This window comes from Actinophytocola sp. (genome assembly GCF_009379765.1).
Lineage (GTDB): Bacteria > Actinomycetota > Actinomycetes > Mycobacteriales > Pseudonocardiaceae > Actinophytocola.
Genome location: NZ_WHTD01000142.1, coordinates 1 through 21,758 on the forward strand (window position 1 = coordinate 1; position 21,758 = coordinate 21,758).

Sequence of the window (21,758 nt, forward strand, 5' to 3'; positions counted from 1 at the left end):
CACGCCGCCGTGTCGACCCCCCACGCCGCCGTGTCGACCCCCCACGCCGCCGTGTCGACCCCCCACGTCGGTGTGTCGACCCCCCACGTCGCGCCGGACGACCGCGAAGCGCCGCCAGGATCAGGTCAAGTCCTGCCCGCGGCCAACCGGCCGACGGCGGCGCCGACGACGCGGGTCGCGCCGACCACCGGACAGGCGCCGTCGGGCGGCGGCTCGGGGGCCGGGCAGGTGGCCTCGGCCTGGCAGCGGCTCGAGGATGCCTGGCGGGACACCGATCTCCTCGCCCTTCCGCTGCCTCCCGCGCCGCCGGGGGAACGTGGGTACCGGCCGGGCGACGTGGAGCGGCTCGTCAAGTTGCTTGCCGATGCCGTCACCGATCCCGGTGACGGGCCGGGGCCCGACGACATCGCCGGGGTCAAGCTGTCCCGAACGTTCTTCATCGGGCAGGGCTACCACTCGGGCGCGGTCGAGGCGCTGCGCCTCGCGTGGGTCAACGAGCTTCGACGGCGGCAGCTCTAGTGTCACGCGCCCTTCAGCCGGTCCGCCAGCTGCTCGCCCGCCGCGGCTCGGCGAAGCTTCCCTGACGGGGTCTTCGGCAGGGTGCCCGGCGGCAGGATCTCGATCGCCACGGGCCGGGCGTTCACCGACTCGAACACCCTCGCGCCGATCTCCTTGCGCAGCACCTTCACCGCGTCCGGGTCACCGGACAACTTGGACTCGACCACCACCGCGAAGCGTTCGCGGCGGGTGCCGGCGTCGAGGCGGACCGCCACCGCGTTGCCGGCGCGGACGCCCTCCACTGTGGACGCCGCGCGTTCGATGTCCGTCGGGTAGATGTTGCGGCCCGCGAGGATGATAACGTCCTTCGCCCGGCCGCAGATGACGATCTCACCGTCCACTATGTACCCGAGGTCGCCGGTGGCCAGCCAGCCGTCCGCGTCCTGCGTGGCCACGGGCCCGTCCACGGTCAGGTAGCCGGGGGTGACCGCGGCGCCGCGGATGTGGATCTCACCCACCTCGCGCTCGCCGCGCACCGCGCCGGACGGGTCGACGATCCGGGCCTCGAAGCCCGGCAGCGGGCGACCGAGCAACGCGAACGAGCGGGCGTGCGGCGTGGCCGGCGACACCGGCACCGCCCGCCGGCCGGACTCGAGAGCGTCGGCGTCGATGTAGTCCAGGCGCAGACCCGTGAACGGCGGCGGGAACGAGATGGCCAGCGTCCCCTCGGCCATCCCGTAGGCCGGGAACACGCACTCGGGCGGCAGGCCGAACCGAGCACCGGAGTCGGTGAAGGCGCGCACGGCCTTCTCGTCGATCGGCTCGGCGCCGTTGAGGGCCAGACGCATCGACGACAGGTCGTAGGCCGCCGGATCGTCCACACCGGACAGTCGGCGGCCGAGCAGGGCGTAGGCGAAGTTCGGCGCGGCGGTGATCGTCGCGTGGTGCTTGGAGATCAGCTCCGCCCACAGCAGCGGCCCGGAAAGGAAGTCCACCGGGGTGACCTTCACCAGCTCGATGCCCATCGCCATCGGCGTGGTGTAGAAGCCGACCATCCCCATGTCGTGGAACATCGGCAGCCAGGACACCATGATGTCCGAGGACGGGTCGAGCCGCGCCCCCATGGCCATGTCCGTGATGTTCGACAGCAGGTTCCCATGGGTGATCCGCACGGCCTTCGGGTCGGCCGTCGACCCGCTCGTCAGCTGCAGCAGCGCGGGCGCGGACTCGTCGACCTCGACCAGGTCGGCCAGCGGGGTGCCACCTGCGAGGTCGGCCAGCAGCACGTAGCCGATGCCGTGCTGGTCGAGCACCGGCGCCAGCTGGTCGAACGGCGCGCCCAGCAGCACGAGCTTCGAGCCGATCATGTTCAGCACCCGCAGCGTGTCCTCCGCCCACACCGCGAGGTCCGACCGCGGCGTCGGCTGGTGCAGCATCGTCACGCTGCCGCCCGCGAGCCACACGGCCTGCACCGCCGGTCCGATCGCCGCGGGCTCGGCCGCGAGCACCGCCACCGCGCCGTGCCTGGCCATGCCCCGGGACACCAGCGACCCGGCCATGGCGCGAGCCTGCGTGTGCACCTGCGCCCACGTGGTTCGCACGGCCTCGTTCGGCTCGCCCGTGGTGACCCCGCGCAGCCGGCCGCCGTCATTGGCGGTGGTGATCAGCTTGTCGACGAAACGACTCATGGCTCAAGACTAAGAGGTCGCGCAGGTAGGTTGGTGGATGCCCGCTGCGGCGGGCGCCGCCAGGCCTACCTGCGCGACCTCTCAGGGGCCTATTCGGCGAGGTCCGCTATGTCCAGCCAACGTTGCTCGACAGTTGACTTCTCGGCAAGGACGTCCCGCAGCTCCGCGTCCAGCGCGAGCAGCCGCTCGGCGTCGGTGGCCGCCTCGGCCAGCGCCGCGTGCAGGTCGGACTCCCGGGTCGTCAGCGCGTCCAGTCTGCGCTCCAACCGGGACAGCTCCTTGCGCGCGGCCCGCTGCTCGGCGGCGCCCGAGACGGTCCTCGGCGCGGCGGCGGGCGCTGGCGCGGGGCGGAGCTGGGTGTCCCGGCGCGACAGGTACTCCTCGATCCCGCCCGGCAGGTGGGTCACCCGGCCGGCCGTGTTGTCGTCCATGAGCAGCGCGTACACCGCGTCGCAGACCCGTTCCACCAGGTACCGGTCGTGCGAGACGACCACCAGCGTGCCCGGCCAGCCGTCGAGCAGGTCCTCCAGCTGCTGGAGCGTGTCGATGTCCAGGTCGTTGGTCGGCTCGTCGAGCAGCAGCACGTTCGGCTCGGCCATCAGCAGCCGCGCGAGCTGCAGCCTGCGCTGCTCGCCGCCGGAGAGGTCGGACACCGGGGTCCACTGGCGGGCGGCCGGGAACCCGAACCGCTCGGCCAGCTGCGACGCGGACATCTCCTGTTTGCCGAGCGTCACCCGCCGCGCGATCTCCTCGATCGCCTCCAGCACGCGCTGCGAGCCTGGCAGGTCGTGCAGCTCCTGGCTGAGGTACGCGAGCCGCACGGTCTGGCCCTGGACCCGCTTGCCCCGGTCGGGTTCCAGGTCGCCGGCGAGCAGCCGCAGCACCGTCGTCTTGCCCGAGCCGTTGACGCCGACGAGCCCGATCCGGTCGCCCGGCCCGATCCGCCAGGTCAGCCCGTCGACCAGGGTGCGCGTGCCGAGCGAGACGCTCACGTCCTCGAGCTCCAGCACGGTGCGGCCGAGCCTGCGCTTGGCGAACGCGAGCAGCTCGACCGAGTCCCGCGGCGGCGGCACGTCGGAGATCAGTGCCTCGGCCGCCTCGATCCGGTAGCGCGGCTTGGACGTGCGCGCGGGCGGACCGCGGCGCAGCCAGGCCAGCTCCTTGCGGGCGAGGTTGCGCCGCTTCTCCTCGATCGTCGCGGCCAGCCGGGCACGCTCGGCCCTGGCGAACACCCAGTCCGCGTAGCCGCCCTCGTACTGCTCGACGCGGCCGCCGACGACCTCCCAGGTGAACGAGGCGACGGTGTCGAGGAACCAGCGGTCGTGGGTGACGACGACGAGCGCGGTGCCGCGGGCGAGCAGGTGCCCGGCGAGCCAGCGGACGCCCTCGACGTCGAGGTGGTTGGTGGGCTCGTCGAGGATCAGCAGGTCCAGCTCCTGCACGAGCGCGGCGCCCAGCGCGACCCGGCGGCGCTCGCCGCCGGACATCGTGGCGACCGGGCTGTCGAGGTCGATGGCTCGACCCTGCAAGCAGGTCTCGCGACCGAGCGCGGTGATGCCGATGCCGCCGAGGATCGCGCGAGCGCGCGGGTCGGCGGCCCACTCGTGCTCGGCGGTGATCCCGAGCGGGTCGAGCACGGCGTGCCGAACGGTCGAGCCATCGGGCAGCTCGGTGCGCTGGGTGACGACGGCTTGGCGCAGGCCACGGGAGCGGCTGACCCGGCCGGAGTTGGGTGGCTCGATGCCGGCGAGCACCTCGAGCAGGGTGGTCTTGCCATCGCCGTTGAGCCCGACGACGCCGATCCGGTCCCCGGCGCCGACCCCGAGCGAGACGGCGTCCAGCAGCGGTTGCATGCCGTAGCTCTTGCTGACGGACTCGAGGTTGACCAGGTTGACCATGACGGCCCAACGTTACCCGGGAGCGGTGCGGTCACGGGGGTCAGGCCAGGTGCGTGGTCACGACGTCCTCGGCGATCTCGTCAGCGGTGCCGAGCCTGGCGGGGTCGACGGGATCGGTGCGGCGCCCGCCCGGCTCGGGGAGGACCATGACCGAGACCGACAGCGCGCCATCGCCGTCGAGCTCGACGGTGACGGGGCGGGTCGCCGGGTTGCCGGTGCTGTCGCCGACCCACGCGGTCAGGCCGGTGATCTCGGTCCGCTCGGCGTTCGGCGCGACGGGCGGCGGCTCGGGCATGAGCCCGACGTCGACGGTCACCGTGCGGACCGGCTCGGCGAACGTGCAGCCGTCGAGGAACGCCACCGGGAACAGCCGGTCGCCGTACCGGTCGCGCACGGCGTCGACGGCCACGGCGCAGGACACGTCGGCGTCCTCGCCGGCCGCCCGCAGGATCGCCGCCCGGCCCGTGGGCAGCGCGGTCCCGGGGTACGGGTGGCAGGAGCCGGCGTCGCTGACGACGTACCCGCAGGCGCCCTCGGCCGGCTGGTCCGGCTCGCCGGGCCGGTAGAGCAGCGGGCGTTGCGGCGGCCCGGCCCGGCCGGCGGTCGGCGCGTCGAGCACCTCGGCGGCGATGTCGCGCGCGCGGTCGCAGTCCGGCCCGAGCACGGTCACGACCTGGTCGGTGAACGCCGGGTCGGTGCCGCTGACCAGGCCGTTGCTCCAGCTCACCGCGCACTGGCCGCCGATCGTGGTGATGCCGACCGGCACGCCGCCGACCGTGTCCGTGCCGGCGGCCGCCGGGTCCTGGCCGTAGCGGAGCCACAGCCGGACGGTCTTGTGCCCCGGGCGGGCGCGGCAGCCGTCGATGCCGAACTCGTCGTAGCCGTCGATGCCGAGCTCGATGCCGGCGCGCTCGTCCGGGGCCGAGACCGAGCGCGGAGGTGAGCATCGCGCACGGGTCCCAGTCGGCCATCGGCCGTCGGGTGCGCACGCCGTCGGGGGTGGCGAGGCGGGTCGCGGCGGTCTCGGCGAGCGTCTCGACGGTGGCGCAGCGCGGGGAGGAGCCGGTCGCGGTGACGCTGACGGCCATCGAGAAGCTCACCGGCAGGTGCGCGGCGCAGGTGGTCGGGTCGAGGGACCAGCGCTCGACGTAGGCCTTGGCGCCGCCGAGCGGTCGCGGGTAGTAGCGGTCGACCTTCTGCGCGGCGGCCAGCGTCGTGGCGAGCCGGACCGTGACGTCGTCGGTGCCGGCACGCAGGCGGCACACGTGTGGGCCGGTCGCGGTGCCGCCGTCGACGAGCCGGCACGGGTCGACCTGGCGGAGCGCGGCGAGGGCGGCCCGCTCGTCCCGGTCCCGCGGCGTCGTGGTGGTGGGTTCCGGTGGCGGTGGCGGCGCCGCGGTGCACCCGGCCAGCGCGAGCGCGCAGAGGAGGATCGCGATCGGCCGCATGCGCTCAGGCGTGTACCTGGGGCGGGACCGGGCGGGGCTCCTCGCCGCCGACGACACGCGCGCCGGGGACCGGGCCGTGCACGACGCGGACCGTGCGGCAGACACCCGCGCCGGAGAGCTCGGCGGCGACCTGGACCGCGTCGTCGGCGCTGGCGCAGAGGAACGCGCAGGTGGGGCCGGAGCCGGAGACGGTGCCGGCGAGCGCGCCCGCGTTGACCCCGGCGCGCAGCGTGCGGCGCAGGCCGGGGCGCAGCGAGACGGCGGCTGCCTGGAGGTCGTTGCCGAGCAGGAGCGCGAGCTGGCGCGGGTCGCCGGAGGCGAGGGCCTCGAGGACCGGCTCGACCTGGCCGACGCGGGGTGGTTCGCCGGTGGCGCGGATCCGGTCGAGCTCGCCGTAGACCTTGGGAGTGGCCAGGCCGCCGCGGGCGAAGGCGAGGACCCAGTGGAAGGTGTGCCGGGACAGCACCGGGACGATCCGCTCGCCGCGACCGGTGCCGAGCGCGGTGCCGCCGTGGAGCATGAACGGGACGTCACTGCCCAGCGCGGCGGCCACGGTGGCGAGGTCGTCTCGGCCCATCTCGAGCTTCCAGAGGTTGGCGAGGCCGACGAGGGTGGCGGCGGCGTCGGCGCTGCCACCCGCCATGCCGCCGGAGACGGGGATGTTCTTGCGGATGAGGACCTTGACCTTGGGCTCCTCCGCGCCCTTGCCGGCGTGCCTGGCGAGCTCCTCGACCGCGCGCCAGGCGAGGTTCGCGCCACCGGTCGGCACCGCGGTCGCGCCCTCGCCCTGAACGTCGACGCCCGGCTCGTCCGCGATGGCGACGGTGACCTCGTCGGTGAGCGAGAGCGACTGGAAGACGGTGGTCAGCTCGTGGAAGCCGTCCTTGCGCACCGCGCCTACCGCGAGGTGCAGGTTCACCTTGGACGGAACCCGGACGGTGACCGGACGGGGCACAACAGCGAGCACCCGTTCAGCCTACGGGCACCGCCGCAGGTGACCGCGCCCCGTTCGCCCGCTCCCGGTAGCCGGCCGGCTCCCGTCGGCTGGACAACCGCGCGAGTTGTCCACAGCTCGCGCCTCCCTGGCATCAACGGCCAGGCGCAGCGCAGCGCAGCCCGTTCCGTTGCCCAGCATCGGCCATGCGGTCGTCGTACGTAATCAGCAGGTCGGCGTCGAGCAGCATTGCGGACGCGACGTGGATGGCATCGAGCGAGCGCAGCCGGTTCGGGTTGAGCCGTTGGCTGAGGCTGACGGCCTCGTCTCCGACCGGGTGCTCAGCGACACCAGACATGGCATCGTCGACGAAGTCCGCCGCGGCCGCGTAGCCGGTGTCGAACCGCATTCGGATGGCCCGACTTACCTCGATTGATGCCAGCTGGGATGACAGCAGCACGGCGCGCTCGTCGACGTGGTCCCGCAGCACGACCCGTAGCTGCTCGGATTCCGACTCCTCGATGACCCGTTTTAGCAGTGCGCTGCTGTCCAAATAGACGCGCATCAGATGCGGTCGTCGCGGTCGAGCAGGTCCAGGCTGCTCTCACCCGGCCGCAGGTGTAGTCGCGGCCGCACATCCCGGAACTGGACACGGGGCGGCGCGACCTTGCCACGGGTGATCAACGGATCGGTGTCACCGGCTTGGCTGGGTATCAGCCCGAGATACTTCCCGATCGCCTCGCGCAGGATGTCCTGCTGCGAGCGCCCGGTGCGCCGGGCTTCGGCCCGCAAGGCTGCCTCCGCCTCAGCACCCAACCGCAAATTCATTGCCATGCGAAGATGGTACCAATCCAATGTCACGTTCGGTACCACGGCCGCCTCGGTCGCGCTTCGGCGGTGACAGTGTGGACGCTGACGGTGACAGAACGAGACAAATGATCCGGACCGAGACGAACTCTCCGGTGCTCGTCCATAACCCGGTCCCGATCTCAGCGAGAGGTCAGTTCACCGATCGTGGTGAGCATGGGGGTGGCCTGATCGGAGCGGAGTCGCGTGGGTCACGCGGTTCAGCCACCACGAAACCTCGGGTGGGTGGGGTGGCCGCCGCCGGCGCGGAGGCAGCGGCCAACTCCCACGAGCCAAGGGTCAGGCGGCCACGCTGCGGGGGCCGCGGGCCAGCCGGCGCACCGAGCCGCCGCGCTCCTCGAGCCATGCCAGGGCAACGGGCGTCCGGTCGCCCGACAGGCCCAGGCGGAAGCGCGCCACCGGGGTGTCGCCGATGCGGGTCACGCCGCCGCCGATCACGGCGATGTCCGTGCCGAACCGGCTCGCCGCCTCGGGAAGCAGCGACCCGATGGCCGCGAAGCCGACCAGCACGATGTCCGCCACGCCCGGGTAGTCCACCCCGCGACCGGGTCGATCACCGGCAGCACCGCCTGTGCCACCAGGCTGTCCGGGTCGCGCACCAGCTCCAGCAGCCGGCCGCTCTCCAGCAGCCGGCCGTGGTCGAGCACCGCCACGTCGTCGGCGATCCGCCGCACGACGCTGGTGTCCTGGGTCGCGACGAGGATCGTGGCGCCGAGCTCGGCGCGGGCCCGGTCCAGCACGGCCAGCACGCCCGCGGCGCCGTCCTCGTCGAGGGTCGCCGTCGGGTCGTCGGCCAGGACCACCGCCGGGTCGCCGACCAGAGCGCGGGCCACGGCCACACGCTGGCGCTGACCGGCCGAGAGGTCCGCGGGGTAGATCGCGGCCTTGTCGGTCAGCCCGATCAGGTCCAGGACCTTGCCCACCCGCTCGCGGCGGTGCGGGCCGTCCACGCCGGCCTGCTCCAGCGGCAGCGCGATGTTGCCGGCGGCGGTCCGCTGGCCCAGCAGCGACTCGCCCGACGGCACGACACCGATGCGGGACCGGGCGATGCGCAGCGTGCGCTCGTCCAAGGCGCCGGTGTCGAGGCCGTCGAGGCGGAAGACGCCGCTGTCCGGGCGCTCGCGCAGCGACAGCACGCGGGCGAGGGTCGACTTGCCGGCACCGGCGGGGCCGACGACGCCGGCGATGACGCCGGCCGGGACGTCGAGCGTGACGTCGTCGAGGGCCACGACGGACCCGGAGGTACTTCGGAAGGTCTTGCTCAGGTTCTCGAGGGTGATCACGATGTGCTCCAGTCCAGGCGCGCAGACCGCTCATCGAAGCGGTGGTTGCGTGTCGAGTCGGCCCGTCAGAAGGGCCGGAGGGATGTCAGAAAGGTCGGATGGCTCGAATCAGCTTGCTGAGCACATGCGACGACAGCCCGTGACCGTGCGCCGGCACTGATCTATGACCCGCCTGGAAGTGAGCATGACCATCGTTCTCATTCCTCCATCGCACCTGGCGTTAGCACCTGCCCACCGTGGGTGGTTGCTGCGGCTTCACTGAGCCAGGTCTCTCGGCCGCTCGGGATGGAATACCCATGTAGTAGAACCGACGGCCCCGGCTGTGTGCAACTCCCTTGCTGCCAGATTGGGCCCGTTATCTGCCAAATCACACAGACGGCCCATGCTCAGCCGAGCGCGGCGGCGGCGATCCGGGTGTAGTCACTCACCGTGAGCTGCTCCCCGCGGGTGCTCGGGTCGACGCCCGCCCTGGTGAGCAGCTCGCCCGCGCGCGCCGGCGATCCGGCCCAGCCGGCGAGGGCCGCGCGGAGGGTCTTGCGGCGCTGTGCGAAAGCGGCGTCCACCAGCCGGAACACCTCGCTCCGCACCCCTGGGGGCGACTCGCGACGGGTCAGCAGGACGAGCGCAGAGTCGACGTTGGGCACCGGCCAGAACACCGTGCGCGGGACGGTCGCGACCCGCCGCGCGTCGGCGTACCAGGCGACCTTGACGCTGGGCACGCCGTAGACCTTCGAGCCGGGGCCCGCGGCCATCCGGTCGGCGACCTCGGCCTGGACCATCACCAGCGCGCGGCGCAGCGACGGCAGCTCGGCGAGCAGGTGCAGCACGACCGGCACGGAGACGTTGTACGGCAGGTTGGCGACGAGCGCGGTCGGCGCCTCGCCGAACCGGGCCGCGGCCACCCGCACGGCGTCGTCCTCGATGACGCGCAGCCGGTCGGCGAGGCTGGGCGCCCGCTCGGCGACCGTGCGCGGCAGGCGCTCGGCGAGCACGGGGTCGATCTCGACCGCGTGGACCGCCCGGCAGGCCGGCAGCAGCGCGAGGGTGAGCGAGCCGAGCCCAGGGCCGACCTCGACGACGACGTCCTCGGCGGTCAGCCCGGCGGCGGCGACGATGCGGCGCACGGTGTTGGGGTCGTGCACGAAGTTCTGGCCGAGCCTCTTGGTCGGCCGGATGTCGAGCTCGGCCGCCAGCCGCCGCACGTCGGCGGGGCCGAGCAGCGCGCTGCCGGCCTCGGTCCCGTCGCGCATCACCCGGCGAGCCTAGGGCAGCCGGCGCGGACCACACGGCTACGGGCCGTCGTCCGCCAGGGGCTTCGGGTCGGCACCGATCTATTACGCCGGGTAGTTCTACTTACTCCGGAACCCCACCGGCGGGGAGAACGTGGACGGTCCGCTCCGGCTCGTCGAGCCACAGCGTGTGCGTGCCGTCGCGCTGCACGGTGAGGCCGTAACGGTCGATGCCGGGGTGGCCGGTGTGCTGCCAGGTATCCAGATGCGGGGCGAGTTCGGTCCACAGCTGTCGTGGGCCGCTCTGGTGCACGGTGGCGTCGGAGCCGGCGAGGTCGACGCGGACCCAGGAGCGGGTGGCCGGATGTGCCCACCGGTAGGACGCCACCGTGCCGCGGTCGGAGTCGACGAACACCAGTTGGCTGCGGTCGGCGACCAGGCTGGTGAGGAACGCCGCGGTGGTGAACTCCAGCGCGGGCGGGGCCGGCGTGGTGTGCACGTGGTCCGCGGTGCCGCTGGTGACCTCGAGGACGTGCTGGTTGCTCCACCGGGCGGTGTAGTCGGCCGAGCGCAGCGGCATGAATCCCGCCGAGCTGTGGAACCGGCCGCAGACCGTGCCGGGCCCGGTGTGGTGGAGCAGGACGATGCCCTTGCTGACGTTGACCAGGATCGCACCGTACTCGGCGAGCTGGTCGATCCACGCCGTCGGCACACGGTCCACACCGCAGGTGGCGATGATCCGATCGAACGGAGCCCGGTCGGCGAGCCCGGCGGCGCCGTCGCCGCAGACGAGGGTGGGCCGGTAGCCGGCGGCGGCGAGCGTGGTGCGTGCGGCGTCCACACACCGACCATCGACGTCGATGGTGCTGACGTGCTGCTCGCCGAGCGCGTGGCAGACCAGGGCGGCGTTGTAGCCGGTGCCCGCCCCGATCTCCAGGACCCGATGCCCCGGTTGGGCGTCGAGGGCCTCCAGCATCGCGGCCATCAGGCTGGGCTCGGTGGAGGAGCTGACCGGGACGCCGGCGTCGAACTGGGTGATCAGGGTGTCGTCGGTGTAGGCCGCCGCGAGCGCGGCGGCCCGGCGTGCCGGGTCGATGTCGGCGGTGTCGTGGTGGGTGAAGGAGTTGGTGTCGGGGTCGTGGATGGCGAAGCGGGGGGCGAACAGGTGCCGCGGCACGTGCTGGAAGGCCGCTTGCCAGATCGGGGACACCAGCATGTCCCTGATCTGGTCGGTGAGGCCGGCGCGCAGCGCGGCGGTGTCGTCAGCAGCGGTCATTGTTGGTCCTTGGTGAGTTCGTCGGCCAACGCGGCGGTGATGTCCGCGCGCAGCGGAGTGATCCACGCCCACTGGCCGTTGGGGTTCAGGTCGCCGATGAAATGCCAGGCTCCCTGGTGGTCGACGACGAAGTCGGGTGCGGCGTAGACCAGGCCAAGCCGGTCCATCACCGCCCGCAGCCCGGCCGCGACAGTGTCGGGCACGTCGACGCGGGTGTAGGTGAGGTGGTCGTGCACCGCCCGCCAGTCCACCGCCGACACCCCGGCCGGGGTGTCGATGCGTGCGGCGAACAGCCGTCGGCCCACGATGGTGAGCCGTACGGCATACGCGCAGGGCACGCGCACTTGGAACAGGTGGCTGGTGCGGCGCACGCCGTCGGTGATCTCGTCGGCGGTCACGGTGTCCGCGCGCAGCGCGACGCGGTGTCCGTTCTCGCTGCCAGGACCGCCGTAGAGCGGCTTGTAGATCACTCCCTCGGGGTGTGACCGGCAGAAGTCCCGGGCCTGTTCGGGATCGTTGGTCAGCAGCGACTCCGGCACCACCAGCCCGCAGCCGGCGGCCACCGCCATCTGGTACGGCTTCTGGTTGGCCACCGCGAGGCGCGCCGGATCATTGACCCACCGGGCGTCCAGGGCGGTGAGCAGGCCGCCGAAGCCCATCCGGGCCTCGGCGGTCGCCCACTGCTCCTCGGTCTGCGACAGGCCTGTCACCGTGAACGGTGAGGGTTTGCGGTACCAGACGGCGCGGACCGCGGAAAGATCCACGTTGCGCTGGTGACCTCGCACCGCCCCGGTCCACCGGCTGCGGCCTGGGGCCAGATGGCAGGTCTGGGTCAGGCGCTGCGGGAAGTCAGCCAGATCCAACCGCGCCACCGCAACCTCCCGCCGCGTCAGCTCGCGCACCACGAGGTCGGCGGTGACGTCGATGTCGCGGGTGATCACCAGGACCGAAGGGGCAGCCATCAGCGGATCAGTCCTTGTCCACGACCCAGGTCATGTCGTACCGGGTGTCGTAGCTCGTCGCGGCGTGGATGGGCGCCGTCGTTTCGACGACCGGTCGCCCCGCGGTGTCGACGTTGAGCTGACACACCGGGTCGTAGGTCAGCCCGTCCAGCGACACCATCGCCACCCCGTCAGGCACCTGTTCTAGACGGGTCAGGCCGAACGGGCGCCTGTCGTCCTGGCTGGGAACATCGCTGGAGATGGTCAACTCCGCCGGCCGCGCGGGCAACAGGTCCGGCACTACCGGGTCCTCGAGGATGCTGGTCAACAGTGTCTCCTTTTCCTTGTGTCGTAAGGTTTCCTTGTTCACCGGGAGTAAGGGGTTCCCGGTGGCCTCTTCGTCAGGCTGCGCAGTGCCGCTGGACCGGCCTGGGGTTGGCCTCGGCCAGCTCGCGGCCACGGCAGCGGCCGCAGCCGTCCAGGTGCTCCTCGACCTGAGCCTTCTCCCGTTTGAACAGCCCGCCGGGGGTCCACGCGCCGAGCCGCTCCACGGTCGCGCGGCAGCGCCGCTCTGCCGGCTGGGTCAGATGTGCCTCCAGGTAGGCCTGTCGCAGCCCTTCGCGGGCGCGGTAGGCCAGCGCGGACACCCCCCGTTCGGGGTCAGACCCAGCAACGGCGCCGCCTCGGCCGGCGCCTGGCCCTCGATCTCGGTGTGCCACAGCACCGCCTGCCAGCGCTCGGACAGCCGGCCGAACGCCAGGGCCACCAGCGTGCACGCCAACCCGGCCACCGCTGTGTCGGTGGACACCACGCTCACCGCCTCGACGCGGACCCCGCTGACCGTGCCGACGTCCTCGGACAGCTCGATCCTGCGGTCCCGGCGGGTCTTGTCGTACGCGACGTGTCGCAGCGCGGTCAGCAGGTAGGCGCGGAACGCCGAGTCCGGCCCGCGCCCGTCGAGCAACGTGTCCAGCACCTTGGCGAACGCCTCGGCGACCAGGTCGTCCGCCTCGGTCGGTCCTCGGCTGAGCTGCCGTGCAAGGTTGTGCGCGGAGGCGAGGTGCCGCTGGTAGAGCTGGCCATATGCCCCGGTCTCACCCCGCCGCACCGCCTCGATCAGCCGGGCGTCCAGCTCGGCGTCCGGTCGGGCGCAGGCGGCGGCTGCTGGTGCGGGCCGGCGTGATCGGGTCTGCCGGCGTGCTGGGGACTGAACGATCGCCATGGTGGTCACGAGCGGATCTCCCTCGCGGGTGAGGTGGGGATCAGTTCTCGCCTGCCGGGCGACTCGGTCACGCCGCCCGAGCGGGGCCGAGCTAGGTGTCAACGCCTCCGGTTCGGTTGTGGGGCTGTCGGGCGATGCCGTTGCTGACCAGCTCGTCGACGAGTTCGACCCGGTCGATGCGGCACAGGGCGGCCATGCTGTCCAGCGCGTCAGCGATGAACGGGACCTCGGTCCGGTCGCCGTCGGACAGCTCGTCAACGCGCAGCTGCGCCCACGGGCGCAGGGGCCGCAACCGCTCGGCGGTGGTCCGCGCCAAGCGGGCGAGGTCGACGTAGACGAACGTGTCCGACCCAACCACCCGGTCCCACGCCCGTTCGACCAGGTCGCGCGGCCGGACATCGAGCGCGAGGCAGAGATGGAACAACCGGGCCAGGCCCATGCCGCGCGTGCCGAACTCGTAGGTCGCGAGGGTGTTGGTCGAGATGTCCGCCCCGAGCCGGTCGACAAGGTCTTGCCGGGTCCATCCCCGGCGCTCGCGGGCCCGCCGCAGCTCATCGCCGAGCGCGGCGAGGAACGCCTCGGCCTCGGTGTTGATATCCGGGATCTCCGACTCCGACATGGTGCTAGTCCCCCATTCCCCACGGCGTCACGTCGGGCATCCACGCGCCCAAGGCCCGCACACACGGAGGGCACAGCCGGTCCGGTGGGGTGTGCTCGACGAGCTTGACCGGGACGGAATGCCCGCACAGCGCTTCGATGAACGGCCGCGTCTGGTCGGCGAGCTGCTCGCCGGGGAACACGTGCCAGGTCTGGTCGTAGGGCGACATCAACCACTCGACCGCCCGCGTGGTCAGCTGCTCAGCCATGACGGCCGCCCAGGTAACGGCACTGGCTGCCGAACACCAGCGCCGCGTAGGCCAGGACCACCGCGAACTCGTGCGCGTCCTCCGGATCGTCCATCTCGAACTCGAGCCCGGCGCCGCCGTAGTCGATCACCAGCCCCGGTCGGCCGGCCTGGAAGACGACCGAGCGCGCGTAGCACCGTCGCGTCACCGGCACGGTCAGCCGGCGGTCGTCATCCGCCGGTTCCGTCTCCCCGTGCCTGTTCATCCGGTGTGCCGTCCCCGGGTGGAGCCGGCAGGCGCGGCAGTAGGGGCACCGCGCGCGCCTGCCGGAGTACGGGGCCGGACCACCGGAAGCGCCGGGGAGGTCGAAAGCGCCTCGACGGTGGTCCGGCTGTTCTGGGGATGCTCAGCGCGGTACCGGGCCAGGAACCGGCGGTTGGCCAACGGGTGATGCAGCCGCACGTACGCGACGGCCCGCTTCACGAACACCGCGGCGACCACCACGAATCCGGCGAGCAACACGCCGCTGACGATGTCCCCGACGACCGCGCTCACCGCAGGCTCCTGTTGGCCATCCACACCAACCAAGCCAGGAAGACGAACAGGGCAAGCACGCCGAGAGACGGCGCCAGCACCATCGCGGTCATCGGCAACCCGCCTCCTTATCACCGACCTGATGCGGTGTATTGTCTTGTCGCACATGCTCCTGAGGTCATTTCAGTATGATACTAGCCAAGAGCATAATCAACCTTTGCTGCCGCATCCAAACGGGTACTCCTGCGCGATACGCTGAGTAGCCGGGGCAAGATGACCCCGTCCACAACACGCGCACGGACCCGTCATCCAGAAAGGGCTCACGACGGCATGGCTACGGTTCGCACTGCCAAGAAGCTGCTGCTCGGCAAGGAGATCGAGCACATGATCAACGCCGCGGGCAAGAATCAGTCCGAGGCGGCAGCGTTGATCGAGACCGGCCAGCCCCGCATGGCCGGCCTGATCGACGGCAAGGGCAACATCGCCGTCGGAGACCTCGAACGGCTGGCGAACAAGCTGGGATTCACCGACGCCGGCTACCAGGCCGCGCTGCTCGAACTACGCCGCGACGGCCACAAGCGCGGCTTCTGGTCCAGCGGCTACCACCGCGCCTACAGCGAGGATCTCCGACTCCGGATCGATCTGGAGAAGCACGCCGACCAGATCCGCTCCGCCGAGGTAGAGGTCATGCCAGGGCTGGCGCAGTGCGAGGCGTACGCCCGAGCTCTTCACGCAGACATGCCCGAGCAGGGTGATCTCACTCTTGAAGATCGCGTGCAGGCGCGTTTGGCACGCCAGGACATCTACGACAAACCCGAAGCACCCAGCGTGCACTTCGTGTTGTCCGAGTCGTGCCTACGACGCGTCTGGGGTGACGAGCAAGTCATGTGCGAGCAGATGGACTACTTGATCAAGCTGTCAAACCAGCCGAACGTGATGATTCAGGTGATGCCGTTCAACGCTCGACCCGGCAGAAGGTCACCCATCGGAAATCGCTTCACACTCATGCGTGTCCCCTCGCCAGGGGTGGCCGGGCCGCTGGAGTTGGCCTACACCGAGGGTGAAGGCGAGATCCGCTACCTCGATGACAAGAAGGCCTTGACCGCCTATGACACCGCATGGACTCGTCTGGCCACCGCAGCTCTGAGCTTCGACGAGTCCCGGAAATTCGTGCGCAAGGTAGCTCGCGAGTTCGAATAATGCAGACCCCACCGACATCCCAAGGGAGCCGCAGATGATCAACGCCCGGCCGACGTTCTCCGAGGGCGACTTCCGCAAGTCCAGCAGAAGCGACCCAGACAAGGACTGCGTGCATGTCGCCCGGCGGGACGGCTGGGTCGAGATGCGCGACACCAAGACGGTCTTCGGCACGCCCACCGATCACCGTCTGGCGTTCAACGCCGAGCAGTTCGACAGTCTCCTCGTCAAGACCCGGAAGTAGCACATGAGCCGAAACACCCTGGCTGCGCTGCACAGCACGGTGTTCGGCAAGTCCAAGCTTCAGCAATCCAAAGCTCGATTGCGTCGAGATCGGACACACCTCGGCCGCGCTTGGTGTGCGGGACTCGAAGCTGCCCCGCTCCCCGGTCCTGGCGGTCGGCGCCGAGCACGACCTGGCGTTCCTCGGCGCCGTCAAGGCCGGCCAGTTCGACCGGTAGAAACTCGCCGACAACGAGGAAGGCCCGCGCCGCTCGGTCCGGGCCTTGTTCATGTTCTCGGGTTGTCGGTGCCCGCTGCCCAGCGCCGTCATTGGATCCATTCGGACTGTTGCCACTCGATGCACTCGGGGCGCCGGCCGGTGGTCAGGAACTCGCTGATAGCCGGACGCACCTCGTCAGTGTGCAACACGGCTTTCGAGGGGAACGTGTTCCACCCCTGCGACGAGAACGCCAGCTCGGGCGCATCGACGAGCGGATGCGGATTGTGGGTGACCCAGCCGTGAGCCGCTCCGTCAGGCATGTCCCGGTAGTAAGCCGCGGCCACGCCAGGGCCGACCGAGACGAGGAACAGCGTCTTGCCCTCGCTGGGGTCGGCTGAGGTGCCGACAGCGACAGTACGGAGCCCTAGTACCCACTGCGGGCAGTCGGCCGGCGGCGGGGTCAGGATCTCCTCCACCAGAGCCGGCCACTTGGATCGTGAGGCCACGATTCTCCACTCGTGCGATCGTTCATCGAACCGCACGGACACCAAGTGTCGCTCGTCGGCCGCGGTCATTCCTGGTCATCCCTTACCTGTCAACGTCACCGGCTCGTCTTCGTTGCGTTCCCACACGTACAGCGTCGATCCTTCCGGAAGGATGACCGGCACCGCCGCCGTGCACCCCATAGGGCCGCTACAGACTTCGTCGTTGTTGATCACCACCACGCCGGTGGTGGCCTCCGCTTCTCGCATCATCATCGCCACCTTCGTCTCGACGTCGCCCGCGACGTTCGGCCTCCCGCCGGGGAAGGGCGGGAAGTGCGGCGAGTTGCGAAGTACCTCCACGATGCGGTCCGAGATCGGCCTCCACCCGCTCGTGACCTCCAGTGTGTCGTGTTCGGTGGATTTGAACCGGCCCGTGGTCAGCCGCTTGCCCTCCAGCGCCGCGCGCTGCTCGGCGACCCAGCCGGAGTCCGTCGCCTCCGGCAACTCGTCGCCGAAGGGATCGAAGACCCAGAACACCGCGACAACAGCGAGCACAACCAGGACGAACCTGCGCACGGCCTGGACTCCTTCGGTGAGAATGGGCGTGAGGACTACTGCCGCCGCCCAGCCGACCATATCCACCCGAGTGACGAAAGGACAGCCTGGCGCGAGCAGTGTGGGAGTCTCGCAACAGACGCCGGCCGAGCCCGCGGTCAGCCCACACACGAAGTTGATTGCCAACGGCCGGCCGGTCATGTGCACGAAGGGTGGGTGCGCATGAGGGCTGACCACCTCGTTGTCTACGACGCGAACGGGACGATGCACCTGGTCGTCGCGTCGCTTGACGCAGCCTTTGCTTGGCCCAGGCGGGGATGAACACGACCAGCTGGATACCGATGGCCATGGCCAGGCCGAACATCCACGGCACGTCCTCGGCGGGCACGTGGACGTCGCGCAGGATCGACGGCAACCAGCCCATGATCCGAAGGAGCGCGAAGGAGTAGGCCGCCGCCTTCCTCGAGACCGGCGGCCGAATCGTGGCGAGCGGAGGACGCCGACCGGCCCCGGACTCGTGCGCGAGCCCGGGGCCGGTCGGGAAGTGCCTACTGGGGCAGGCCCAGCTGCTGCGAGCAGTGCGGCCAGGCGCCGTACCCGCCACGGCCGTCGCGGACCTTGGTCGCGATCGCGATCTGCTGCTCGCGGGTCGCCTGGTGCGGGTACTCGGCGTACTCGCCGCCGCCGTTGGCGTCCCAGGTGCTCTTGTTGAACTGGAGACCGCCGTAGTAGCCGTTGCCGGTGTTGATGGCCCAGTTGCCGGTCGACTCGCACTGCGCGAGGGCGTCCCACACCTCGCCGTCGGAGATCACCGGCTGCGGGGGCTCCTTGGTGCCGACCCGGATGACCTTCGGCTTCGGCTGCTTGGTGACCTTGGAGCCGATCTCGACCCGGGCGACCTCCGCGCCGTTCTTGACCGTGATCCGGTACGTCGCGATCCGCTCGCCCGCGGCACCCGGGTCGAGCACGACCTCGGTGCCCTTCTCGGCGTTGGGGTCCTCGACCTCCTGCACCGGCGGCTGGACCTTCTCGGTCTTGTTGACCACCGTCACGCCGTTGCGGGTGATCCGCACCTCGGCGCCGTCGGTGATCTTGAGCTTGCCGCCCGGCGCCACCTTGTCGTCCGGGCCGAGGCTGAGCTTGAGCTCCTTGAGCAGCTCGCCGACGGTCACCGCGGTGGTCTGCATCGCCTTCGGCGCCTTGCCGCCGTCGAAGAGCGTGATGTCCTTCTGCGTCTTGATCTCGAGCGCCATGCCGTTGAGCGGCACGGACCTGCCCATGTCCTCGGACACCCAGGCGCCCTCGGCGGACAGGTTGATCTGCTTGAGCGCGTCCTCGACGGTGGTGGCGCGGACCCAGAAGTCGTGCTTCTCGCCGTCGATGGTCAGGTGCAGCTGGCGGCCGCGCTGCAGGACGATCTTGCCGCCGTCGTTGATGCTCGCGGCGGGCGACGGCGAGAGCGCGTCGTGCGAGCCGACCGACATGCCCTCGTCGGCGAGCACCTCGCCGACCGTGTCGGCGTAGGTGTTGACCTGGTGGGCCTGGCCGTCGATGTCGACGGTGACCGACTTGTTCATCGCGATCGCCGCGGCGCCGCCGCCGATCAGCGTCACCAGGACCGAGGCGATGGTCGCCTTGAGGACCGTCTTCTTCCAGCGCTTGATGCCGGTGACGAGCCCAGGGGGCGCGTCCTCGGTCTCCTCCATCGGCAGCGCGTAGGCCCGGTCCTCGGACAGCTCGTCCGGGATGATCGGGAGGACCGTGGTCTCGGCGTTGATCAGCCGGATGAGCTCGTCGACGTCGACGTTGGCCTGGGCCATGAGGTCGTCGGCCTGCGGGCCGAGCGCGGTGCGCACGTCGGACGGGGTGATCGCGAGCGAGGCCGAGTAGCCGTCGATGTCGGCGGTGGTCAGCTGCCCGTCGTACGCGGTGTCCGCCGAGTCGTAGAAGTCGGGGAACTCCGAGCGCCAGGCGCGGAAGTCCGGGTCCATCACCGCGGTCGCGGTGGCCGACGGCGCCTCGACCGGGGTGAACCAGTCGGTCTCGGCGAAGCCGCTGTTAGAACCGCCGTAACCGCCGGATCTGTTTCCGCTCACAGGGTCGATACCTCCAGAAGGCCGTAGCCGAGCCCATCTACTGCGCGGCGTACGCGCTTTCGTTCTGTTACGACATCCCGTAGCCAGCGACCATCCCTTGGCCGTTAAGGAAACGACCGGCCCCGACGTGCACTGGCCTGACTGCGGGCTTCCCGGAACCGCGCCGTCCCGGGCTACGGTCACGGGACAGTAACGGTGCCGGGCAGGTTGCGCAAACACCAGGACGAGTGTCGTGACGTCGGTCACTCCACGGATGGCGCAGCATGGGTCGCCCGTTTGTCGCAGTGATCACGACTCGTGACCCCCGGAATCACGCTCAGTGTCACCCGAAAGTTCGAAGATTCGCTCCGCGTTGGTCGATACGGCTGCACTTAGCTCCGCGACATCCACGCCTCTGAGCTGCGCAAGGTCCACGATCGTGTACACAGCGCCATATGGCTCATTGGGCCGGCCCCGGAACGGATGCGGGGTGAGGAAAGGCGCGTCGGTCTCCACCAAAATCTGGTAAACGGGAACGGCCGCCGCGGCCTCACGAAGCGCCCGCGCATTGCGAAATGTCACCGTTCCGGCGAAGGACAGGACGTACCCCGCGTCGACGCAGCGGCGGGCGAACTCGGCGTCGCCGGAGAAGCAGTGGAACACCACCGTCTCGGGCGCGCCCTCCTCGGCGAGGATCCGGTAGAGGTCCTCGTGCGCGTCGCGGTCGTGGATCATCAGCGGCTTGCCGATCCGCTTGGCGAGGTCGATGTGCCAGCGGAACGCCTCCTGCTGGGCCGCGGGCGGCGAGTAGTCCCAGTAGTAGTCGAGCCCGGTCTCGCCGACGGCCACCACGCGCGGCCTCCGGGCGAGCTCCTCGACCACCGCGCGGTCGGCGTCCGAGAACGCCGCCGTGCGGGTCGGGTGCACCGCGACGGCCGCGAAGACCCGCGGGTCCCACGTCGCGGCCGCGGCGGCCCAGCGAGCCGCCGCCAGGTCGTCCGCGACGGTCACGACGCGCCCCACGCCCACGGACGCCGCCCGGTCGACCATGGCGGTGACGCCGGCGGCGTCCTTCGCCCCGCAGGCGTCCAGATGGGTGTGCGCGTCGACGATCGGCACGGGGAGCCGCGCCGGCAACGGCAACGGCTCCCCCTCGCGCTTGCTCACGACGTGATCGGCGCCCACTCGGGGCCGGTCTCGCCGAGCTTCGGGTCGAGCTTGGCGAACAGCGGCGTCGGCTTCTCGAGCGGCCGGCCGACCTCGATCGGCGTCGACTCCCACCGAGCCCGCTCGGCGGCGTAGTCACCGGTGAGGATCGGGTTGATTCGGCCGGCCACGTCGAGGTCCTCGACCTCCCGCAGCTCCGGCTGGGCCGCCCACACGCCGGTGCCGCCGAGCGCCTCGTGCACCTTCTGCGCCGCGTGCGGCATGAACGGCGTGAGCATCGTATTGGCGTCCGAGACGACCTGCAGCGCCGTGTGCAGGATGGTGTCCCGCCGCTCCGGGTCGTCCTTCTTCTTCCACGGCTCCTGGTCGGAGATGTACTTGTTGGCCGCGCCGACGACCCGCATCGCCTCGCCGACCCCCTGCTTGAACCTCGACCGCCGCAGGTGCCCGCCGACGACGTCGAACGCGTTGCGGGACAGCGCCTTGAGCTCCTCGTCGGCGGCCTGCGGCGCGGTCGGGCGCGGGATCGAGCCGATGTTCTTGTGCGCCATCGAGACCGACCGGTTGACCAGGTTGCCCCACTCGTTGGCCAGCTCGAAGTTGATCCGGCGGACGAACTCCTCCCAGGTGAAGTCGACGTCCTGGGTCTCCGGGCCGCCCACCGAGATGAAGTAGCGCAGGCTGTCCGGCCCGAACTCGCGCAGGAAGTCGTTGACGTAGATGACCGTGCCGCGGGAGGTGGAGAACTTGGCCCCGCTCATCTTCAGGAACTCGCTGGAGACGACCTCGGTCGGCAGGTTCAGGGTGCCGAACGGGCCCGGCTCGCCGCCCTTGTCGCCCGCGCCGTTGTGGCCGAGCAGCAGCGACGGCCAGATCAGCGAGTGGAAGACGATGTTGTCCTTGCCCATGAAGTAGTAGCCCTGGGCGTCGGGGTTGGTCCAGAACTCCCGCCACGCGTCGTCGTCACCGGACCGGCGCGCCCACTCGACGCTGGCCGACAGGTAGCCGATCACCGCGTCGAACCACACGTAGAACCGCTTCATCGGCCGGTCCCGCCAGCCGTCGAGCGGGATCGGCACGCCCCAGTCGAGGTCGCGGGTGATGGCCCGCGGCCGCAGGTCGTCGAGCAGGTTCTGGCTGAACTTGAGCACGTTCGGCCGCCAGTCCACCCGGC

25 protein-coding genes, 2 pseudogenes and 1 riboswitch are annotated in these 21,758 nt (G+C 70.9%); of the genes and pseudogenes, 6 read left to right on the forward strand and 21 right to left on the reverse strand.

Annotation, left to right across the window (positions count from 1 at the left end; genetic code table 11):
• Positions 1–519: hypothetical protein (locus GEV28_RS32225; RefSeq protein WP_291416376.1), on the forward strand; the 519-nt coding region annotated here is incomplete at its 5' end.
• 2 nt (positions 520–521) lie between these two features.
• Here GEV28_RS32225 and GEV28_RS32230 read toward each other — a convergent pair.
• The 3 genes from GEV28_RS32230 to GEV28_RS32240 all read right to left on the reverse strand — a co-directional run bounded on the left by GEV28_RS32230 (position 522) and on the right by GEV28_RS32240 (position 4,850).
• A complete protein-coding gene (locus GEV28_RS32230) occupies positions 522–2,186 on the reverse strand; it encodes a fatty acyl-AMP ligase (protein ID WP_291416378.1) in 1,665 nt (554 codons plus the stop codon).
• 89 nt (positions 2,187–2,275) lie between these two features.
• Complete coding sequence (locus GEV28_RS32235; RefSeq protein ID WP_291416380.1) at positions 2,276–4,084, reverse strand: ABC-F family ATP-binding cassette domain-containing protein; 1,809 nt, start codon at positions 4,082–4,084, stop codon at positions 2,276–2,278.
• A 40-nt stretch (positions 4,085–4,124) separates the two neighbouring features.
• On the reverse strand, positions 4,125–4,850 hold the full coding sequence (locus tag GEV28_RS32240; RefSeq protein ID WP_291416382.1) for a hypothetical protein: 726 nt from the start codon (positions 4,848–4,850) through the stop codon (positions 4,125–4,127).
• 173 nt (positions 4,851–5,023) lie between these two features.
• Here GEV28_RS32240 and GEV28_RS32245 point away from each other — a divergent pair, with 173 nt between their 5' ends.
• Entirely contained in the window at positions 5,024–5,236 is a 213-nt protein-coding gene (locus tag GEV28_RS32245; RefSeq protein WP_291416384.1) for a hypothetical protein, read from the forward strand.
• A 300-nt stretch (positions 5,237–5,536) separates the two neighbouring features.
• Here the strand turns inward: GEV28_RS32245 and GEV28_RS32250 are convergent, their stop codons facing one another.
• The 13 genes and pseudogenes from GEV28_RS32250 to GEV28_RS32310 all read right to left on the reverse strand — a co-directional run bounded on the left by GEV28_RS32250 (position 5,537) and on the right by GEV28_RS32310 (position 14,684).
• The gene (locus GEV28_RS32250; protein ID WP_291416386.1) at positions 5,537–6,499 is read right to left on the reverse strand and encodes a 4-(cytidine 5'-diphospho)-2-C-methyl-D-erythritol kinase; all 963 of its coding nucleotides are present in this window, start codon (positions 6,497–6,499) and stop codon (positions 5,537–5,539) included.
• A 121-nt stretch (positions 6,500–6,620) separates the two neighbouring features.
• A complete protein-coding gene (locus tag GEV28_RS32255; protein WP_291416389.1) occupies positions 6,621–7,031 on the reverse strand; it encodes a type II toxin-antitoxin system VapC family toxin in 411 nt (136 codons plus the stop codon).
• Positions 7,031–7,300: a ribbon-helix-helix protein, CopG family gene (locus tag GEV28_RS32260; RefSeq protein WP_367115240.1), complete on the reverse strand. Its 270-nt coding sequence runs from the start codon at positions 7,298–7,300 to the stop codon at positions 7,031–7,033. The genes GEV28_RS32255 and GEV28_RS32260 overlap by 1 nt, the downstream gene beginning before the upstream one ends.
• Positions 7,301–7,612: 312 nt before the next feature.
• Positions 7,613–8,616 (reverse strand): annotated as a pseudogene (locus GEV28_RS32265) (methionine ABC transporter ATP-binding protein).
• A 202-nt stretch (positions 8,617–8,818) separates the two neighbouring features.
• Positions 8,819–8,908: riboswitch (SAM riboswitch) on the reverse strand.
• A 94-nt stretch (positions 8,909–9,002) separates the two neighbouring features.
• Positions 9,003–9,866 (reverse strand): 16S rRNA (adenine(1518)-N(6)/adenine(1519)-N(6))-dimethyltransferase RsmA, encoded by an 864-nt coding sequence (gene rsmA / locus GEV28_RS32270; protein WP_291416422.1) that lies wholly within the window; start codon positions 9,864–9,866, stop codon positions 9,003–9,005.
• A 103-nt stretch (positions 9,867–9,969) separates the two neighbouring features.
• Positions 9,970–11,121 (reverse strand): methyltransferase domain-containing protein, encoded by a 1,152-nt coding sequence (locus GEV28_RS32275; RefSeq protein WP_291416391.1) that lies wholly within the window; start codon positions 11,119–11,121, stop codon positions 9,970–9,972.
• Positions 11,118–12,083 carry an ATP-grasp ribosomal peptide maturase gene (gene tgmB, locus GEV28_RS32280; RefSeq protein ID WP_291416393.1) on the reverse strand — a complete coding sequence of 322 codons (966 nt, stop codon included), beginning with the start codon at positions 12,081–12,083 and terminating at the stop codon, positions 11,118–11,120. The genes GEV28_RS32275 and tgmB overlap by 4 nt, the downstream gene beginning before the upstream one ends.
• Positions 12,084–12,090: 7 nt before the next feature.
• Complete coding sequence (gene tgmA, locus GEV28_RS32285; RefSeq protein WP_291416395.1) at positions 12,091–12,390, reverse strand: putative ATP-grasp-modified RiPP; 300 nt, start codon at positions 12,388–12,390, stop codon at positions 12,091–12,093.
• Positions 12,391–12,496: 106 nt separating this feature from the next.
• Positions 12,497–13,194, reverse strand: a pseudogene (locus GEV28_RS32290) (sigma-70 family RNA polymerase sigma factor); the annotation flags it as partial.
• Positions 13,195–13,375: 181 nt separating this feature from the next.
• The gene (locus GEV28_RS32295; RefSeq protein ID WP_291416397.1) at positions 13,376–13,903 is read right to left on the reverse strand and encodes a helix-turn-helix transcriptional regulator; all 528 of its coding nucleotides are present in this window, start codon (positions 13,901–13,903) and stop codon (positions 13,376–13,378) included.
• Positions 13,904–13,907: 4 nt separating this feature from the next.
• Complete coding sequence (locus GEV28_RS32300) at positions 13,908–14,150, reverse strand: hypothetical protein (protein WP_291416399.1); 243 nt, start codon at positions 14,148–14,150, stop codon at positions 13,908–13,910.
• The gene (locus GEV28_RS32305; protein WP_291416401.1) at positions 14,143–14,394 is read right to left on the reverse strand and encodes a hypothetical protein; all 252 of its coding nucleotides are present in this window, start codon (positions 14,392–14,394) and stop codon (positions 14,143–14,145) included. The genes GEV28_RS32300 and GEV28_RS32305 overlap by 8 nt, the downstream gene beginning before the upstream one ends.
• Positions 14,391–14,684 carry a hypothetical protein gene (locus GEV28_RS32310; RefSeq protein ID WP_291416404.1) on the reverse strand — a complete coding sequence of 98 codons (294 nt, stop codon included), beginning with the start codon at positions 14,682–14,684 and terminating at the stop codon, positions 14,391–14,393. Before GEV28_RS32310 ends, GEV28_RS32305 begins: the two co-directional genes overlap by 4 nt.
• Before the next feature lie 309 nt (positions 14,685–14,993).
• Between GEV28_RS32310 and GEV28_RS32315 the strand changes: the two genes are divergently transcribed.
• From GEV28_RS32315 to GEV28_RS32325, 3 genes are read left to right on the forward strand one after another with little or no spacing between them, the layout of a single operon-like run.
• Positions 14,994–15,863: a DUF5753 domain-containing protein gene (locus tag GEV28_RS32315; protein ID WP_291416406.1), complete on the forward strand. Its 870-nt coding sequence runs from the start codon at positions 14,994–14,996 to the stop codon at positions 15,861–15,863.
• Positions 15,864–15,897: 34 nt separating this feature from the next.
• Entirely contained in the window at positions 15,898–16,104 is a 207-nt protein-coding gene (locus tag GEV28_RS32320) for a DUF397 domain-containing protein (RefSeq protein WP_291416409.1), read from the forward strand.
• Positions 16,105–16,126: 22 nt separating this feature from the next.
• Positions 16,127–16,321, forward strand: a complete 195-nt coding sequence (locus tag GEV28_RS32325) for a DUF397 domain-containing protein (RefSeq protein ID WP_291416423.1) — start codon at positions 16,127–16,129, stop codon at positions 16,319–16,321.
• An 88-nt stretch (positions 16,322–16,409) separates the two neighbouring features.
• On the opposite strand, the gene GEV28_RS32330 is transcribed toward GEV28_RS32325, so the two are convergent.
• Together GEV28_RS32330 and GEV28_RS32335 are read right to left on the reverse strand one after the other, a co-directional pair.
• On the reverse strand, positions 16,410–16,877 hold the full coding sequence (locus tag GEV28_RS32330; RefSeq protein WP_291416411.1) for an Imm1 family immunity protein: 468 nt from the start codon (positions 16,875–16,877) through the stop codon (positions 16,410–16,412).
• A gap of 6 nt (positions 16,878–16,883) precedes the next feature.
• Complete coding sequence (locus GEV28_RS32335) at positions 16,884–17,543, reverse strand: DddA-like double-stranded DNA deaminase toxin (protein ID WP_291416413.1); 660 nt, start codon at positions 17,541–17,543, stop codon at positions 16,884–16,886.
• Between the two features lie 116 nt (positions 17,544–17,659).
• On the opposite strand from GEV28_RS32335, the gene GEV28_RS32340 reads away from it, so the two are divergent.
• Positions 17,660–17,791 carry a hypothetical protein gene (locus tag GEV28_RS32340; RefSeq protein ID WP_291416415.1) on the forward strand — a complete coding sequence of 44 codons (132 nt, stop codon included), beginning with the start codon at positions 17,660–17,662 and terminating at the stop codon, positions 17,789–17,791.
• Between the two features lie 99 nt (positions 17,792–17,890).
• On the opposite strand, the gene GEV28_RS32345 is transcribed toward GEV28_RS32340, so the two are convergent.
• From GEV28_RS32345 to GEV28_RS32355, 3 genes are all read right to left on the reverse strand, one after another.
• Complete coding sequence (locus GEV28_RS32345) at positions 17,891–19,438, reverse strand: resuscitation-promoting factor (protein ID WP_291416417.1); 1,548 nt, start codon at positions 19,436–19,438, stop codon at positions 17,891–17,893.
• Between the two features lie 288 nt (positions 19,439–19,726).
• Positions 19,727–20,584 carry a TatD family hydrolase gene (locus GEV28_RS32350; RefSeq protein WP_291416418.1) on the reverse strand — a complete coding sequence of 286 codons (858 nt, stop codon included), beginning with the start codon at positions 20,582–20,584 and terminating at the stop codon, positions 19,727–19,729.
• The coding region (locus GEV28_RS32355; protein WP_291416419.1) for a class I tRNA ligase family protein at positions 20,581–21,758 on the reverse strand (1,178 nt) is incomplete at its 5' end. The genes GEV28_RS32355 and GEV28_RS32350, both read right to left, overlap by 4 nt.

Excerpts from the sequence above, each read along its gene's own strand:
- GEV28_RS32230 (WP_291416378.1), bottom strand. The coding sequence starts at position 2,186 with ATGAGTCGTTTCGTCGACAAGCTGATCACCACCGCCAATGACGGCGGC.
- GEV28_RS32235 (WP_291416380.1), bottom strand. The coding sequence starts at position 4,084 with ATGGTCAACCTGGTCAACCTCGAGTCCGTCAGCAAGAGCTACGGCATG.
- GEV28_RS32255 (WP_291416389.1), bottom strand. The coding sequence starts at position 7,031 with ATGCGCGTCTATTTGGACAGCAGCGCACTGCTAAAACGGGTCATCGAG.
- GEV28_RS32260 (WP_367115240.1), bottom strand. The coding sequence starts at position 7,300 with ATGGCAATGAATTTGCGGTTGGGTGCTGAGGCGGAGGCAGCCTTGCGG.
- rsmA (WP_291416422.1), bottom strand. The coding sequence starts at position 9,866 with ATGCGCGACGGGACCGAGGCCGGCAGCGCGCTGCTCGGCCCCGCCGAC.
- GEV28_RS32275 (WP_291416391.1), bottom strand. The coding sequence starts at position 11,121 with ATGACCGCTGCTGACGACACCGCCGCGCTGCGCGCCGGCCTCACCGAC.
- tgmB (WP_291416393.1), bottom strand. The coding sequence starts at position 12,083 with ATGGCTGCCCCTTCGGTCCTGGTGATCACCCGCGACATCGACGTCACC.
- GEV28_RS32295 (WP_291416397.1), bottom strand. The coding sequence starts at position 13,903 with ATGTCGGAGTCGGAGATCCCGGATATCAACACCGAGGCCGAGGCGTTC.
- GEV28_RS32300 (WP_291416399.1), bottom strand. The coding sequence starts at position 14,150 with ATGGCTGAGCAGCTGACCACGCGGGCGGTCGAGTGGTTGATGTCGCCC.
- GEV28_RS32305 (WP_291416401.1), bottom strand. The coding sequence starts at position 14,394 with ATGAACAGGCACGGGGAGACGGAACCGGCGGATGACGACCGCCGGCTG.
- GEV28_RS32315 (WP_291416406.1), top strand. The coding sequence starts at position 14,994 with ATGGCTACGGTTCGCACTGCCAAGAAGCTGCTGCTCGGCAAGGAGATC.
- GEV28_RS32320 (WP_291416409.1), top strand. The coding sequence starts at position 15,898 with ATGATCAACGCCCGGCCGACGTTCTCCGAGGGCGACTTCCGCAAGTCC.
- GEV28_RS32330 (WP_291416411.1), bottom strand. The coding sequence starts at position 16,877 with ATGACCGCGGCCGACGAGCGACACTTGGTGTCCGTGCGGTTCGATGAA.
- GEV28_RS32335 (WP_291416413.1), bottom strand. The coding sequence starts at position 17,543 with ATGACCGGCCGGCCGTTGGCAATCAACTTCGTGTGTGGGCTGACCGCG.
- GEV28_RS32340 (WP_291416415.1), top strand. The coding sequence starts at position 17,660 with ATGAACACGACCAGCTGGATACCGATGGCCATGGCCAGGCCGAACATC.